16 protein-coding genes are annotated in these 15,769 nt (G+C 36.3%); 2 read left to right on the forward strand and 14 right to left on the reverse strand.

Going from position 1 to position 15,769, the window contains the following annotated elements:
• The first annotated feature begins 77 nt into the window (after window positions 1–77).
• Together BVH02_RS12360 and BVH02_RS12365 are read left to right on the forward strand one after the other, a co-directional pair.
• A complete protein-coding gene (locus BVH02_RS12360; protein ID WP_086501754.1) occupies window positions 78–1,370 on the forward strand; it encodes a parallel beta-helix domain-containing protein in 1,293 nt (430 codons plus the stop codon).
• The gene (locus BVH02_RS12365) at window positions 1,370–2,461 is read left to right on the forward strand and encodes an SO2930 family diheme c-type cytochrome (RefSeq protein ID WP_086501755.1); all 1,092 of its coding nucleotides are present in this window, start codon (window positions 1,370–1,372) and stop codon (window positions 2,459–2,461) included. The genes BVH02_RS12360 and BVH02_RS12365 overlap by 1 nt, the downstream gene beginning before the upstream one ends.
• 186 nt (window positions 2,462–2,647) lie before the next feature.
• Here the strand turns inward: BVH02_RS12365 and BVH02_RS12370 are convergent, their stop codons facing one another.
• The 14 genes from BVH02_RS12370 to BVH02_RS12435 all read right to left on the reverse strand — a co-directional run bounded on the left by BVH02_RS12370 (window position 2,648) and on the right by BVH02_RS12435 (window position 15,628).
• Window positions 2,648–3,244, reverse strand: a complete 597-nt coding sequence (locus tag BVH02_RS12370) for a porin family protein (RefSeq protein ID WP_086501756.1) — start codon at window positions 3,242–3,244, stop codon at window positions 2,648–2,650.
• A gap of 73 nt (window positions 3,245–3,317) precedes the next feature.
• Entirely contained in the window at window positions 3,318–4,391 is a 1,074-nt protein-coding gene (locus tag BVH02_RS12375; protein ID WP_086501757.1) for an alanine racemase, read from the reverse strand.
• A gap of 1 nt (window position 4,392) precedes the next feature.
• Window positions 4,393–4,833: a GNAT family N-acetyltransferase gene (locus tag BVH02_RS12380; protein ID WP_086501758.1), complete on the reverse strand. Its 441-nt coding sequence runs from the start codon at window positions 4,831–4,833 to the stop codon at window positions 4,393–4,395.
• Window positions 4,830–6,266, reverse strand: a complete 1,437-nt coding sequence (locus BVH02_RS12385) for a sodium:solute symporter family protein (RefSeq protein WP_086501759.1) — start codon at window positions 6,264–6,266, stop codon at window positions 4,830–4,832. The genes BVH02_RS12380 and BVH02_RS12385 overlap by 4 nt, the downstream gene beginning before the upstream one ends.
• 466 nt (window positions 6,267–6,732) lie before the next feature.
• Window positions 6,733–7,050 carry a hypothetical protein gene (locus BVH02_RS12390; protein WP_086501760.1) on the reverse strand — a complete coding sequence of 106 codons (318 nt, stop codon included), beginning with the start codon at window positions 7,048–7,050 and terminating at the stop codon, window positions 6,733–6,735.
• A gap of 60 nt (window positions 7,051–7,110) precedes the next feature.
• Window positions 7,111–7,905, reverse strand: coding sequence for an alpha/beta fold hydrolase (locus tag BVH02_RS12395; RefSeq protein ID WP_086501761.1), 795 nt, complete (start codon window positions 7,903–7,905; stop codon window positions 7,111–7,113).
• 234 nt (window positions 7,906–8,139) lie between these two features.
• Complete coding sequence (locus tag BVH02_RS12400) at window positions 8,140–9,123, reverse strand: glycosyltransferase (RefSeq protein ID WP_086501762.1); 984 nt, start codon at window positions 9,121–9,123, stop codon at window positions 8,140–8,142.
• 413 nt (window positions 9,124–9,536) lie between these two features.
• On the reverse strand, window positions 9,537–9,818 hold the full coding sequence (locus BVH02_RS12405) for an HD domain-containing protein (RefSeq protein WP_223271858.1): 282 nt from the start codon (window positions 9,816–9,818) through the stop codon (window positions 9,537–9,539).
• A gap of 590 nt (window positions 9,819–10,408) precedes the next feature.
• Entirely contained in the window at window positions 10,409–12,160 is a 1,752-nt protein-coding gene (locus BVH02_RS12410; RefSeq protein ID WP_086501763.1) for a WG repeat-containing protein, read from the reverse strand.
• Window positions 12,161–12,404: 244 nt separating this feature from the next.
• On the reverse strand, window positions 12,405–12,851 hold the full coding sequence (locus BVH02_RS12415; RefSeq protein ID WP_143244211.1) for a hypothetical protein: 447 nt from the start codon (window positions 12,849–12,851) through the stop codon (window positions 12,405–12,407).
• Entirely contained in the window at window positions 12,844–13,311 is a 468-nt protein-coding gene (locus BVH02_RS12420) for a hypothetical protein (protein WP_086501765.1), read from the reverse strand. Before BVH02_RS12420 ends, BVH02_RS12415 begins: the two co-directional genes overlap by 8 nt.
• A gap of 179 nt (window positions 13,312–13,490) precedes the next feature.
• Window positions 13,491–14,246, reverse strand: a complete 756-nt coding sequence (locus BVH02_RS12425) for a hypothetical protein (protein WP_086501766.1) — start codon at window positions 14,244–14,246, stop codon at window positions 13,491–13,493.
• Window positions 14,247–14,438: 192 nt separating this feature from the next.
• Window positions 14,439–15,038: a hypothetical protein gene (locus BVH02_RS12430; RefSeq protein ID WP_086501767.1), complete on the reverse strand. Its 600-nt coding sequence runs from the start codon at window positions 15,036–15,038 to the stop codon at window positions 14,439–14,441.
• A 161-nt stretch (window positions 15,039–15,199) separates the two neighbouring features.
• Window positions 15,200–15,628: a hypothetical protein gene (locus tag BVH02_RS12435; protein WP_143244212.1), complete on the reverse strand. Its 429-nt coding sequence runs from the start codon at window positions 15,626–15,628 to the stop codon at window positions 15,200–15,202.
• Between the last annotated feature and the right edge of the window lie 141 nt (window positions 15,629–15,769).

Genomic DNA, 15,769 nt, shown 5'->3' on the forward strand with positions numbered 1-15,769 from the left:
TTTTTGACAAAAGTCAAGGTATAAAATTTTTGTATATACCTAGCTTTGAAACTAAGAGTAAACTCACCGAAAAAATCATGAAACAACTCAATTACCTAGTTCTATTTCTAGTTGCGATCATTGGATTTAGCTGTAGCACTTCTTCAAATGAACAGACTTTTGACACATCGAATCTCGTACGTGCTTCAGCAGAGGAAACAGACAAACTAGTGGAAGAATTTATTATGGCGGAAGATGGGGCTATTATCGATATCCCGGCAGGTTTTTATGAGTTCAACACCCAACTTATCCTCGACAACAAGTCCAATATCATCATTAAAGGTGCTGGAATGGAAAACACCGTACTTTCATTTAAAAATTTGAAGACGGGCGGAGAAGGAATCAAGTTGGTAGGAAATAACCTAACGATCCAAGATCTAACTGTAGAAGATGCACCTGGTGATGGAGTGAAAGTCCAACATACTGACGGAATTACTTTTCGCAGAATCAACGTAACATGGACGAATGGAGATAAGTCAAAAAATGGCACATACGCGATCTATCCTGTTCAATGCAAGAATGTAATGATCGATGAGGTCATCGCTTCTCACTCCCGTGATGCCGGAATCTACGTAGGTCAGTCTGAAAATATTGTTGTCAAAAACTCTCTTGCTTTTGGTAATGTGGCTGGCATCGAGATAGAAAACTGTGACAATGCCGAGGTATATGGCAACGTAGCCCGTGATAATGCAGGTGGAATCTTGGTTTTTAACCTTCCGGGTTTGCCAAAAGCTGATGGAGCAAGAACCAAAATCTACGACAATGACATCATCGATAATAACCATGAAAACTTCGCTACCGCTAACGGTGAGGGAGCAAATGGCAACACGGTAACAATGATTCCTCCTGGATCAGGCATAATATTATTGGCTGCCAAAGAAGTAGAAATCTACAACAACCGCATCCTACGCAATAAAACCACTGGTATCGGCATCGCTAGTTACCAGATTACTGGTTTTCCGGCAGAGGCACCGAACTGGTCTCCTTACACTTCCGATATTTATATTCATGACAATGAGTATGACCGTACAAAAGGCTTTCCAGATCTCACCAGAGAACTAGGGCAATTGATCAGCATATACAATGCACACGGCAAAGCCAAAACGCAGGACATTATCTATGACGGAATTTTTGATGAGTCTATTAGCAAGGATATCTTGAGTAATCCGATGAGAATTTGCTTGTCCGAAAAAAATATAGCCGATCTATTCTTCACCCGCTTCTTCTTAATGGATGGTGACGACAATATTGAGTCATTTGCAGATGCTACACCTTTCCAAAACTGTAACGTCAGCGTAAACACCAACGTCAGCGCAGTAGCTGAAATGTAATGAAAACCACTAAAATCTTCTGGGGATTTAATCTGTTGCTAGCCTTGGTGATTGTCAGTTTCGCCTGCCAAAACGAAGCTACAAAAACGGAAATCGCAGCCCCTGTTTACACAGATGAGGTTGCATCTGGAGTTTTTCCTTACGAACGACTTTCTACTTATGGTTTCTTTTCTGGAGAACTAAACCAGCTCAACCCGATAGAGGAAGTGATCCCCTACAAACCTGCTTCCTCACTTTTCACAGATTACGCCATGAAAAGTCGCTTTATTTTCTTTCCTGAAGGGAAAAAAGCTGTTTTATTGGCCAATGAAATTGATTATCCTCAGGGGACTATTTTAATCAAGAATTTCTATTATCCCGCCGATTTCAGGAAACCAGAGGGCAAAAGAAGAATAATTGAAACTCGGCTTTTTATAAATGAGGCAAAAGGATGGCAAGGCTATCCATACATATGGGATGACAGCCAGACTGAGGCGATTTTGAAAGTCATAGGTGGAGAAATTGAAGTTTCATTTACCGATTACGAAGGAAAAGATCAGGTGATCAATTACATCGTACCCAATAAAAATCAGTGCAAAACCTGCCATAATAATTCTGAAAATTTGGTTCCTATTGGTGTAAAAGTACAGCATCTTAATAACGAATTAGAATATAATACTGGCAAAAACAATCAATTAGCTTATTGGACGGAGCTAGATAAACTTGAAGGTTTTGAAGGTGAAAAAGCTCATCCTTCCATGATCAACTATGAAGACAAAAATCTTCCTTTAGATGATCGCGCGATGGCCTATTTGGATATTAATTGCTCTCATTGTCATAGCGCAGTTGGCCCAGCAAGCACATCAGGCCTATTCCTCTCTTACGATCAAACAGATCCACGGAAGCTTGGAGTCAATAAAATCCCCGTTGCAGCAGGTAATGGCGCTGGCACATTTGATTTTGACATCGTTCCAGGTAAAGCAGATGAATCTATTCTCACACATAGGATGAACTCCACGGAAGTAGGAGTGGCTATGCCGGAGCTTGGAAGAACAACCGTCCATAAGGAAGGCGTTCAGCTAATCAAGAATTGGATTAATGGAATGAAGTGAAGTATGACCGATGCTGCGAATTCATTCAATTTGACCTTATAGAAAATCGTAAACTTCTACTGAAAAAATTACTCAAACAAATGAAGCCTGAACTATCAGGCTTTGTGTTTTCCTTCCCCTTTGCGGTTAAACAAAAAAAATGCCTCCACTTTTAAAAGGGAGGCATTTTCAATTTACTAATACTTCTTAGAATGTGAAACCAGCAGATAATTTAAATCCTCTGTTATAAACATCAGCGTCAGAATCCTTGAAGATCGGTGTAAAACCATAATCATAAGAAGCCTGAACATTGAAGCCCTTAGGAAGATTATATCCTAGTCCGAAAACTAAGCCCAAATCAGTTTCTTTGATATCATCAGAATCATAAGAAACTGTATTCCCGAAGAAATCACCTTCAAACTTAGATTTTGCTAAGAAAGAAATCTGAGGTCCAGCGAAAATATTAAATCCCGCAGAAGGGTATAATCTGAAAAGTACTGGCACATCTACATAACTTAATATCGCTCTGCTATTTGCTATGTTGTCATACTGAGTACCTTTTACCGAATAGAACACACCTGGCTCTAAAGCCAATCGATCTGTCATGAATAACATGGTGTAACCACCTACATGAAAGCCTACTCTATTAGTGTAGTCATTTTCTGAGACATCAGAACCTCCAAAGTTAAAGAGGCTGGCACCACCTCTAACACCAAAACCACCTGGCTTATCAGCCGATAGTTGCGCATGAGACATTTGACTTACGCCAATTCCTAGGGCAAGAAATAACAATAATTTTTTCATAGTCGAATACTAGTTGGTTTTCCAAATCCTATTGCCACGACCATGCCAAAAAAATATCACTCTAATTAAAAAGCTACCCTATTACCTTTTTATCGATGTAATTTGAATTCAATAAACTCAGCGCCCCCATATATTTCATGTCAAAATTCAGTGTATCACCCACCTTATAGTTATTAGGATTTACCCCTAAATTAATGATCAACATATCAGAGCTTCCTCCAAGGATTTCATATTCCCCATCTACAGGCAATAAGTACTTTGGATCCACATCAAGTAATCCTATGTCAATGATGGCTCTGAAAGAGCTTTTACCGTAGAGTGACTCATCGATTTCCATGGTCTCTCCTTGAGGATTAGCAGCAAGATTACCAACTGGTAAAAGCGGTTTTTCCTGCATTTCAATGATCTCAGCGTGCAATTCAAACACATCTCCATTCATGCCTGCAATCACATTTTCCTCAAATAAATCTACTCCAAAATACAAGGTCTCTCCTACCCGGAAATGATTGATCCCTTTAGGCAATTGCTGGGTCAGCATGAGCGGAATAGTCACAGAGGTACCGGCAGAAACCCATGGTATTTCCTTATTGAATTTCAACTCAATAATTTGTTTGTAAAGAGATAGCTGAATGAGTTTATCCGTCGAAGGCATCACCCCATTTAGGCAATTTAAGTTAGTGCCAAGGCCGATGACGTCGATGTTTGGTAGCTGGAAAATCTGGGAATAAAATTCCACCAATTGCTCTCCCATCACCCCTTCACGCAGGTCACCCGTTTCGACCATTATTATGATTTTGTGAATCCTATTTTGCCCCACAGCCTCTTGACTGATCCAACGAATAGTTTCCAATTCGCTATTCAAGCTTACATCTGCAAACTGGACCATTTTGCCAATATTTCTTTTGGAAACCGGCTTGATATATACCGTTTGAATTTCGGAGTTGAGAGATTTCACCATCGCCAAATTAGAAATCCGGCTATCATGAATTTCCCTCACTCCAAGATTAATAAGCTCTTGAAGAAAAAGTCTGTTTCCACAGAGTAATTTTGACACTACTCCCCATGAGACTTCACTATGTTCGAAAGTTTTTTTGAGAAAGTCAAAGTTCTCCTTAAGCTTACCTCTATTTAAAGTCAAAAAAGCCATGCTACTTAGTTAGTCTCATTTCGAGATATTTATTAGTGAAGCCAATTCTTTCGTAAAGTTTCTTTGCAGGATTTTCAGGCTCCACGTGTAGAGCTATTGACCCATTGGCCATTTTGATAGCCAATTCCATGATTTTCCCACCAATCCCTTTTCCTCTTTGCGCAGCATCTACAGCAATGTAAACCAAAATATTCTCTGGAATATATCCAGACATACCTGTTTTATTCATGATTAACACCCCAAGAAGTTTCCCTTCTTCGCGAGCCATCACTACAAAACCTCCAGCATGCATGCTTTGATCGAGTGCATAATCAAGGCACTTCATAATATCATCTTTTGGATCGCCATACTGCCCAAGGTGATGAAAAAGGAAATCTGCGATCTCATTTTTTTGAAGATATGTTGCAGAATCAATGGCTGATAAAGTTTCTAGTTTGATCATATTGATTTTAACTTTGAACTGTTAATTTTTTCGAAATAAATTACTGACAAAAACGTCAGCAAAGAGAGCGTAAGCCCAAATAAATTGGCATCTAAGCCAAGCGGAAGTGAGACTTCAGCGATAATCAATCCTGCAGTCAAGGATCCACCAGCAATCATGGAGGAAGTAGCTGCTGTGGCACTGTTCTGTCCAAAGAACAAACCTGCCACTACTGGCACAAATAGCCCTGAAACCATAAACGCATAGGAATATAACATCAAACTCAAAACTTCCGTCATTTGCCAAGCAATAATAATTGCAACTATTCCGATGAGTAAAGTAAGAAGCTGAGACATTCTCATCTCCTCCTTCAGAGATTTTTGTTTGAAATACTTACCTATGATATCGGTTGTCAAATTTCCCGAAGCGGCCATTAAACAGGAATCTGCAGTAGAGAGAACTGCGGAGAAATAAGCAGACATCATCAAACCCAAAATACCAGCAGGTAAAATCTGGCTTAGTAAAACTGGAAGTCCCATCTCGGGATCCATGGCTGTGGTAAAACCTTCCAATGCACCTTGCTCCACTGCTACTCTAGATAGTAAACCTAAAGAAACACCTAAAAGTGCCATGATGGGCCATTCAAATAAGCCCGCAATAAACCATGCCTTTTTTGCAGATTGGACATCTCGCGCTGCAAAGATCCGCTGATAGAGGGTCATTCCCACAAACCATATGGGGATAATCGTGATTCCCCAATTAGCCAGATCCTGCCATCTCAGATTGGAAAATGAAAAAAACTCCTGCGGCAATGTGCTCTGTATCCCTTCCCAGCCTCCAACAAAATTGTATGAAATCGGAATGCCAATGAACATTAATCCCGCCATTAATACTATCCATTGTATGGTATCCGTGTAAATCACAGCTTTCAGGCCACCCATCACAGTATAGACTACAGCTATGGCTCCCATGACCAACAAAGCATACGAAAGATCGAGTTCTTTGAAAGTACCAGAAGCTAGTTTTGCCCCAGCTAGTAACTGAGAAGAAGTAAATCCTAGATATCCAAGAAAGCAGATTACTGCTGCAACTTTGGCAGTAGTGGAATTATAAAGGTGTCCGATGATCTGAGGAAAGGTGAAAAACTTAGCAAAAGCTGGGTCTGATTTTACTCTCGGAATCAAAACTACCGCAGCAAGCCAAGCTCCTAATAGACCTGTGAAGAGCATCCAGGAACCAGACATCCCCATCACAAAACCTAGTCCGCCTAGGCCAATAGAAAAACCTCCGCCTACGTCAGTCGCTACGACTGATAGACCAATATGCCAATGGCCAATGTTCCGACCTCCCACATAGTAATCCTCCTGATCTGAGTTCTTTCTCATGTAAAAAAATCCCACACCCAGCATCGCCAGCATGTAGGCCACAAAGATCCCCAGATCTATATAACTCATATCTATTTTCTATTTGTAACAAAATCTTTTTAAAATATAATTTTTCAAAGTTAGGCAATAAGCCTCGTATTCAAAATTTTATTGGGTTTTTAGGTAAAGATTAATCTCTGAGTGCAATTTCGTGTTGAAATAGTATAAATACAGAAAATTGTGAGGAATCAATTATTGAGTCCATTTCGCCCCATGGCAACTGGTATGTCATAGGTCTGAGCTAAGAAACCAAAGAGTATACAAGCACAGACAGAATTGTGGAAAATCACTTTATAACAAAAATGTCTAATGCTCTCCGGAGGTGGCAGAAAATTTTGCTTTTCTAGCTGGAAGATGAAATAGCTGTTTGAAACTGTCGTAAACGGAAAAAGAAAAGTGCGCGACCTTTTAAAAAAATGGAGAAATATTTAGTCCGGCTAGTGAAGTTAAGTAAACGTCAAAGTTTGAAGAGTTGAATTCCTGTACTCAAGATTAATCAAGGAGTTGTTTTTTCATCTGTGCTGCTGATACTTGCTCCTGAACAACACTCACGAAAAATAGCCAGAGCTTTGATTGTTTTGCTGCTTTTTTCTTTAGCTATATCAATCAAAGACATTAAAGGACTTCGTAAAGGAAAGGTTTCATTATTAGTGTAAGCTGACAAAAACACCTTCTCAAGTACTTTTCCAGCTATGGGATCTTGCTGAACAATGCTTAGAATTTTGCCATATACAGGCGGCGCATACACATCATAGAGCTCGGGGGTTAATTTCCGGCTATTCTGAATTTTCTCTTGATTGTTATCCAGCTTCATAAAATTTTCAATTAGAAGACTTAAGGTACGAAGTATCTCATTTCGAGCACTATCGACTTCTTAATTTATAAAATTACTGATGATATTGGCAGTTTCAGTAGGATGACTCATATGCGGACAATGGCCATGAGCATTCAATACGGTTAGTGTATTATTGAAAGTATTTGCATGGATATATTCTCCTACTGTCAATGGCGCTATCATATCGTCAGAGCATTGAATAGTCAGGCTTTCTACAGGTATTAGAGGAAGGTCTTTCCGATTGTCTGACAAAAATGTAACCCGTGCAAATTGCTTCGCAATCCCGGGGTCAATTGAGCAAAAGCTATCTGTCAGTTCTTTTGTAAGTTGGTCCCCGTTTTTTGAATTCATTATAGAAGGAGCTAATGACCTAGCCCAGGTGATATAATCTTCTTCCATTACCTCGAGTAAGTCATCTATAGTTTCTTGATCAAATCCTCCTGTGTAATCTCCCGAATTAATATAGCAGGGAGATGGTCCAACGAAAACAAGTTTCTCAAAAACCTCTGGTCTTTTAATAGAAGCTATTGCGCCTACCATGCAGCTTACCGAATGCCCAATAAATATCGCATTGCTCAATTCCAATGCATCACATACCTCCAGAAGATCACTTACATAGCCTTCCAATGAAGCGTATTTTTGAGAATCATAGGATGCTAAATCTGACTTTCCTGCTCCGATATAATCAAGCAAAACTAGTTTGTAATTTTCGCTGAAAAAAGGAATTAGATGCTTCCAAGCATTCTGATCGCATCCAAATCCATGAGCAAACACAAGAACTTTGCTACCTTCTCCGAGGACATTTACATTGTTTCTTTTCAGGATACTCGTCATAGATGTTTACTGTATTACTATTTGAAAACTTAATAATACATAAATACATCATGATAAGTCAAATAAAAATTATTTGCTTTATTGAAATACTACTTCACTTACATAGATTTTACTTTCAGTGTAAAAGATCTTAAGCAAGAAAGATCATCTTCCTTGAATTTTTCCTTATAGTCTTAACATTGATCAAAATTTCAAGCTTTAATCTTAACAGAGGAAATTCATACATCACCTTACCTATGCCAAGCTTTTGGAGCAGTAATACGGTTGAGTTTCAAATTGTGCTCCTAGTTGTTGAATGGATTCGTTAACATATTGCGCCGTAGCATGTTCAGAGCATTTTTCATTCCACCACATTCTTGTTGAATAACTAATTTTTTCTAATTCAAGAGGATTGTCGAGTAATTGTGAAACTTTTTTTAATCCTTCTTCCCAAGTAGCTACTTGAATAATTGGAGAATCCTTATAGAAGAAAGTATCCGGAAGTTTCTCTGAAACAATAACACAACCTGCTCTCATAGCTTCATAATGGCGAAAACACTCCGCTGAATAAAAACCCATTGGGCACAATACGATTTTACTATTTGCAATCATTTTCCCATATTTTGCAGGAGTAATACCTTGCCTAAATCCATTTGTAAAGCGGATATGTGAATTGGGAAATCTATTGTCAAAGTTCGATTTTATTGATACTACCAATTTTTTTATTACAGATAGTCTATTTAAAGTAGGTACCCTGATAGGTAAAAACATAGAGACTAAAGAGGAATAAAATTTAATTCTTGGATTATTCAAGTTCCCAATAAAAAATACAGAATTTTTTCTCGAATCAAGTGGCACAATAGGAAGCTGCGGCACTTCTCTTACACAGCCTAATGAAAAATTAAAAATATTGGCGGAAGCAATTGGATCATTATGCATATATGCCTTAAATATTGCGTAATAATTAGACGATAAATAATCAGGTAATGCTCCTGATTCATCGGACATAAAAATTAGAACTTTTTTCTTTTTTGACTTATAAACGGCACTTGATGGAATTACATTGGCATCGTGTGATGAAAGAATAAAAAACAGGTAATCATTAAATTCTTCTTTCATTATTTTCGACAATGAAAGAAACACATTTTTTATAAAAACAGTCTCATTGAGGCACTCTAGCTTATTATCTGAAGATTCATCAAAAAGAACATTATGCAGTCCTTCAATTATTTTTTTCATGAGGGTAAATTTAAAATTTCACTTAGTTTTTACAAAATCTGCAAGTGTACATCCCTACTAACTGAAATTCCATCAGAAATTAGAAGTTACTCTCTAAACATAAGCGTTTCGGATAGCTCTGAATATTTCCCGTGATGCACAATTCAAGCCAAGTAATAATGTGCTAAACAAAAAAGTGGCTGTCTTATACATAGGAATAGCCCCTGATTTATAAAAGTTGAGATTTGACTCGAATTATCCATTCTTAGACTTCTCATTTGAGTTTTGAGACAGCCGCTTTTTAATAAATATTAAGATTCTCAACATTCTCACTATTCAAAGAAGCTGAGAAGTAATCTCCGCTCATTCGAGTAATAATAGCCAAGCTGATGACATTTTGGACATTCTGCCTCATCAGTCTCACCAGATAAAAACTAGTCACAAACGGCTATACAGTCTTCTGCTTGAGCTGTCGGTAGAAGCCAAAAGATCCGTTTTGCAGCAAGAAGTTCCTCTTCACTATTCGTATGGTTCTTGGTAGAATCATAGATAAATGTGTCGCCAGTATCGATCTCTACGATGTCATAGATCAGTACCATTTTCACAACTTTAAGTACGTCTATTGGCTTATCTGAATGCTCAGCCAAAACAATTGTCATCATCGCCAAATGCCAACTATGCTCTGCTTCATTTTCGGGTCTGTCACTAATGAACAACCGATACTTGTTCTGAATCTATTACAACTTGTCTATTTCTTTGATGAATGCTACTTGTTGAAATAGATTGGCTGGGTGCATTGTGTTGTGGGATTTTGAGGTGATTTTATTGATTGAGTGAAATCAGGATAATTAACTGTGATCACTATTTAAGAAAAATGAAAATATCTTAAATAGCGAGTCTTCTAATAAAGATTTTGATCAAAAAGTTAATTAAGAAAATCACATATTAAAGGCAAAAGATGAAGATATAAACGCCTTTACTCAAAGTAGCCATTGGGAACCCAAGCAAAATTCAGCATCATTTACCTCCTGTCGCTGTTGAATAACATCTATTTTCTGCTTGATTAGAAAGTTAATCTGCTTCAATAAGATAATTGTTTGACAGTAAATCCTTCGGCTATTGAAGAGAGAGAGTAGATAAGTTAAATGGTAACGTTTAGTATATGAAAAGTAGGCGATTTCGAAGCTCGAAACTTTCGGTTAAGCACAAAGTTTGACACGAGCCAAAAGCCTTGAATTTACTAATATTTCGCCTATTTTTTATATACATTGTTAGCAACTGGGTTTTATTCATTTTCCAATAAATACTAAAACTTTTCGTCAATCAGTTTCTTGCTTACACTTGGTTCAATTACTTTTCCGTCTGTGTCCGTAGAAAAGTACTTTCCATTTTCTTTGACATAAATTGTGTCCAATGGTTCTTGTGTCAAATATGGCCATTCCCACAAAATCTGTTCGTATTTGATAGGATGGATTATTTTGTTATTCCAATCAACTGTTCCATAAAGTCCATCATTTTTTACTTTAATTAGTTTTGAGTTGTCTACAAAAATCTCATCATATTGGGTTGGAATTACGATTTCTCCATCTCTGCTTATCAATCCTTTTTTACCATTTTTAGTTACGAAATGCTCTTTTGGTCCGTATTCTACCCAATTAGATATTTCTTCGTATTCTATTGGGATGATTACGTTTTTATTTATATCAATAACACCAAATTGTTCGTTTTGCTGAACAATAAATCTTTCATTTTCATCATAAAATGCAGGTATTATATCTTGATAAGAAAATGAGATTATTTGATTACCATTTTTGTCAAACATTCCTGCTTTGTTTGACTTTTTAATTATGTAATAATCAAAAAATTTACTCGAATAAATCTCATCATATTCTAAGGGTAGAATGATTTGTCCTTTATAATCTATTAAACCATACTTGCCATTTTGTTTTGCGTACGTTACTGACTTACCATCAAAAGCCTTGATTTCTTGATATTGAAAAGGAATTTCTTTTATTCCTTTTTCCGAAACTGTTCCTGTCATTCCTGAACTGTTAGTCAATACAAAATATCTTTGATATGAATCTTCTGTTTTGTAGCTATCCCACTCGAATTCTTTAATGTCAAAATCTGTTATTGGATTTGCGTTACTATCTAAAAGTTGAATATTTTGACCTTTTTTTACAGCGAAAAGGTTAGATTCATTAGAATATTCAGTAGGATGCTCAATTAAGTCATATTTCAATGGAACTATGGTTTGTCCCAAAGTGTCTATAATTCCATATCTTCCATTTTGTGCTACAATTGCTAATTGATTTCGGAATGGTTCACCCACCCCATAAGCCCCAAAAGGTACAATCTCGTTAAACTCATTATTGATATATGCAACTTTACCGTCTTTTTCGACACGACATAAACCTTTTTGAAAATAAGTGTAGTTTCTATCATTGTAATATGATTCAGTTATTTTATCGTATTTAAAGTCAGTCAATTGTTTGCCTGAGCAAGAAAAAAATGCCCATTTTCCGTTTTTCATTGCACAAACCAATGAATCGATTTTGTTGCTTCTAACTTTCTCAAATTGGATAGGAATAACCTCATTGCCACTTTGGTCAATAAATCCGTATTTGCCATTTAACTTAGCACTTGCCAATCTGCATTTATAAAAGTGGCTTTCGTTTTCGTACTTAAACGGCACTACTACATTACCTTTTCTATCTAAATAACCGTATTTACCATTTTTCTTTGCTGGTGCAAGTCCGTGAGAAAAAACACTTAAATCATCATAGATGAATGGTATTATTGTGTCTTGTTTTATATTAATGTAGCCACTCTTTCCATTTGAATGGGCTAATATCATTCCTTCTTCATCAATTGGATTGAGAAATTTGTATTTGTTTAGTGGTATTATGGTGTCTCCATTTTGATTCACAAATCCCCAAGATTTTTCTCCCATAACTCGATTGAAACTTTGAGATTCAGTTACATTCAAGTCAGTGTTTTGCGGTTTGCAAGAAACAGCAACGAAGAGTAGAAATATTATGTTTAGAAATTTGTTCATTAGTTGGTTTTGCCTTGTTGCTAACGTGATTCAGCTTGGAGACGGCGGGCATTTGGAACCGTTAACTTCCAACCTACTCCTAACTTCTTAAAGATACAAAACTTTCTATTTACTCGGAACAGCCCGCTGTATCCAAGGTGATGTTGGCACACGTTTATCTTTTCACAAAGTAGTTAAATGATCCTTTATGATATCTGTAAACATTATCATCTCCTTTAGAAAGGATTACTATTTCTGAAAAAGCTTACTTCCCAAAATCACCTCCTACATTAAATTGAATTCTTACGGTATCATTTTCAACAAGTAAGCCTTTTGAACATCCAATTATCTTATTGTTTGTGGTATCGGCTAAAGAGAAATCTGAAACTTCACAATCAAAACTGGCATCTACTATTTTAAAACCCGGTTGCGATAAAAAGACTTTAATATTAATTTGTTCTCCAATTTCAACTGTGTCAGGTGATATTGATTGCATTAAAACAGGCTCGATTGTTTCTCCATGTCTGTTGGAATTATTCACATTCAATATTTGGTTTCCTTCTTGATATTGAATTTTATCAATATTTTTTTCTGCACATGATGCAAAAATTAATAAAGTGAAAATGATAAAGTAATTTTTCATTTTTGATATAGCCTCAAATTCGCTAAGTGGCTTCCTAGATTTTTTTCTTTGATGTTTTATTTTATTCACTTTCAACTTTTAACTGGTGTTTTGACATAATCATTATTATGAAAAGAGCCATAACAATTCCTGCAAAATATATTGGTTCGGAATAAATGTATTCCCATTGTTCTATCAAGGACATTTTTCGGTTTTCATTATTAACCATCAAAGAATTTGAATAATCGAGCCTTTTGTAAACGCTAATAACCAAAAAAACTAAGGAAGTTAGTATTGGAACAATGAGTGAATAACGTCCTATTTTCAATCCTAACTTTTTTGAAGTTAAAAACCCCAAACCACCAATTATTACTGTAAGCCAAAACAGAAACTCAACAACAATTTCCCAATATGGTCGTGCATATCCAAAAGTTTCAGGATTAAGGCCCCCAGTTAATTCATAATTTAAAAGATGATATCCTGTTTTAACAGCAAAATAACCTCCTATGAGGAGAAAAATTACTCCGATTAACTGGATTACTTTTTTCATTAAGTTTTTGAATGTGGAGTATCGTTTTTAAATGTGTGCCAACGTGTGGCTATATGATAAGTTGGGCATTTTGAAACACCAACCTTTCAATTTACCACAATTATTATTTGATATTAAAATGCTCATATATAGTGCTTTCTGCCCAATTTATTATATAGCGTGTTGTAGTGCGTTTCGTTTTAATTCCACAATCTTAGTATGAAAGGTTTCAGTATTTCCAATTTTCCATTAACCTTTTCTAACGGGATTTTTGTTGGACTGCTAAAATTCACTTTCTTATCTATTTCACTATTTCTGAATGACATTATTTTGGCGGAAATTATTTTACCAAAACTGGTCACCACACGAACTTTTGTTTCTGGGCAGTAGTATCCTTTTCGTCCTTCGTATTGTAATGCTTCTTCTTTAACTTCTTTTTTTAGTTCGTCTGATGATAACTCAACTTCAAAAGTTCTTTCAGGTGTCTCTGCAAACCTAACATTATAAGTTTTGTCGTTGTTTAAATAATACCAACAATTAACTTCTTCGGTAGTCGGCTTATATATATACGAGCCAATTCCTATTAACATAAATAGAGGGACTAAAAGAAATTTCTTAGTAAGGGTATCTATTAATTTAATCTCTGTTTTCGTTGAGAAAAGAAGTCCTGTGCTTAATAAAAAGGGAATAACACCGAATAACATTCTTCCGTAATTTCCTTCATCGAAGAATATAACAAACCCAATAGTTTCAGCACTTAATATAATCCAAAGACAAGCCGAAATAATAAAAATCAGGCTCGCTTTTTTATGTTTAGTAATTCCGGCAATAATGGCAATTACGGTTAATATAGTCAGGAAGGGAAAGTGAAGTCCAACGGAAAATAATTTAGTCCACGCAATTAGTAGTCCCCAAATCACTAACAAAATTGAAAGGATGTATTTAAGTATTCTCATCGTTTTTTTTAATGCACTACAACGTTAAATATATGGCAAGTGGGGCAGAAAACAATCGATTACTTTCGGATTAGCCACAAGCCAAATCTTTTTATTTTGTTTTAATTTTTCTCTTTTAACACCAAATCAAAAGATTTGGCGACTTTGAAAATAGACAGCAACCTTTCGATTAAACACTAATCGCCCAATTTGCTATATATAGTGTTGTGAGCTGGCATTTTCACACAGTTTATATTTTTCTTGCGTTTCGTTAGAGAATAGAATAGTAAGATGATCAGCCCAATAATAATTGTCAGATTCATTTTCTTTTATCTCAAGAGTGGCAATCCAAATTTTATTTTTATCGAATAATAATTCCCAAGTTTGGGGTAATTTAGTAATTGTGTCTTCTGATTTAACTATTCGGTCATTTTTATATTCAGTAGTAATTCCTTCGCTGATATCCCATAAAATTCCGATTCCAGATATTTTTTCTCCAATCAGTTTTTTCCAATTAAGGCTTTCCGAAACATTTATGATTTTAAACCCTTCTTTTTCTTTCTCTAATTTGTCAATAATAGTAAATCCTACACCATAACTGTAAAACTCGCTGTCCCACATTATTTGAATCAGCTTTCCGTTTTCCAATCGGAATATCACATTCATATCGACGGAATGAATATCCGTTGAGAATTCCCAAAATTCAGAATGGTCAGTTTCCCAATTAATTTCCTCATAGTAAACTTCACGAACCTTTTGTCCGATTAACTCACTTTTTATTCTATCATAATATTTACTTTCTTTTTCGGTCATTCTCTGCTGGCTCACAACGGCCAAGGCTATGGCAAGTGCGGGATTTTGAAACCGAAACTATGTACGCCAGACCGAATGTTATTTAGTTGCAATATCTTCATATTTAAGCAGTCAGCCCGCATTTGCTATAACTGATGTTGTGCTTTCGTGCATTTTCATTTTCATTCATTTGGTCTCCATTCAAAATACTTATCTTTCAATGGATTCCATGTTCTCAGTCTATTTCCAAGTCTGTTCAATGAAGCTGGTTCTGATTCGATTTCAAATTTCGATTCGTGATGTGCAGAACCTGTTCCGTTGTTAGTCACTTCAATTTTCAAAGCAGAATATCCATTTGGTTCAAGGCAATAAGCTTCAATCAGGAGATAGTAATCCCATTTGTCCCCTTTTTCTCCAAGTTCATAAGTTGCTTTATCCTTAGTCGTTTTAGGGAATTCAACAAGGTTAGTCGCGAAATCTTGAAATTCGTCTGAGTAGCCATAAAATTCCAAAGTCGTTGAACAGATTTCGTTACTAAAGAATCCTTGGAAATGAATGGTGTCATCTCCTGGGTCAATGTCGAGGACTCTTATTTTAATCTCAGATTTCATTTTTTTCGCATGAAGCACAACGCCATGGCTATGGCAAGTGCGGGATTTTGAAATCGAATCTTTGTCCGCCAGACCGAATGTTGTTTAGATGCAATATCTTCATTTTTAAGCAGTCAGCCCGCATTTGCTATAGGTGATGTT

Source organism: Algoriphagus ratkowskyi, from assembly GCF_002150505.1.
Classification (GTDB): domain Bacteria; phylum Bacteroidota; class Bacteroidia; order Cytophagales; family Cyclobacteriaceae; genus Algoriphagus; species Algoriphagus ratkowskyi.

Excerpts from the sequence above, each read along its gene's own strand:
- BVH02_RS12360 (WP_086501754.1), top strand. The coding sequence starts at position 78 with ATGAAACAACTCAATTACCTAGTTCTATTTCTAGTTGCGATCATTGGA.
- BVH02_RS12365 (WP_086501755.1), top strand. The coding sequence starts at position 1,370 with ATGAAAACCACTAAAATCTTCTGGGGATTTAATCTGTTGCTAGCCTTG.
- BVH02_RS12370 (WP_086501756.1), bottom strand. The coding sequence starts at position 3,244 with ATGAAAAAATTATTGTTATTTCTTGCCCTAGGAATTGGCGTAAGTCAA.
- BVH02_RS12375 (WP_086501757.1), bottom strand. The coding sequence starts at position 4,391 with ATGGCTTTTTTGACTTTAAATAGAGGTAAGCTTAAGGAGAACTTTGAC.
- BVH02_RS12380 (WP_086501758.1), bottom strand. The coding sequence starts at position 4,833 with ATGATCAAACTAGAAACTTTATCAGCCATTGATTCTGCAACATATCTT.
- BVH02_RS12385 (WP_086501759.1), bottom strand. The coding sequence starts at position 6,266 with ATGAGTTATATAGATCTGGGGATCTTTGTGGCCTACATGCTGGCGATG.
- BVH02_RS12390 (WP_086501760.1), bottom strand. The coding sequence starts at position 7,050 with ATGAAGCTGGATAACAATCAAGAGAAAATTCAGAATAGCCGGAAATTA.
- BVH02_RS12395 (WP_086501761.1), bottom strand. The coding sequence starts at position 7,905 with ATGACGAGTATCCTGAAAAGAAACAATGTAAATGTCCTCGGAGAAGGT.
- BVH02_RS12400 (WP_086501762.1), bottom strand. The coding sequence starts at position 9,123 with ATGAAAAAAATAATTGAAGGACTGCATAATGTTCTTTTTGATGAATCT.
- BVH02_RS12410 (WP_086501763.1), bottom strand. The coding sequence starts at position 12,160 with ATGAACAAATTTCTAAACATAATATTTCTACTCTTCGTTGCTGTTTCT.
- BVH02_RS12420 (WP_086501765.1), bottom strand. The coding sequence starts at position 13,311 with ATGAAAAAAGTAATCCAGTTAATCGGAGTAATTTTTCTCCTCATAGGA.
- BVH02_RS12425 (WP_086501766.1), bottom strand. The coding sequence starts at position 14,246 with ATGAGAATACTTAAATACATCCTTTCAATTTTGTTAGTGATTTGGGGA.
- BVH02_RS12430 (WP_086501767.1), bottom strand. The coding sequence starts at position 15,038 with ATGACCGAAAAAGAAAGTAAATATTATGATAGAATAAAAAGTGAGTTA.
- BVH02_RS12435 (WP_143244212.1), bottom strand. The coding sequence starts at position 15,628 with ATGAAATCTGAGATTAAAATAAGAGTCCTCGACATTGACCCAGGAGAT.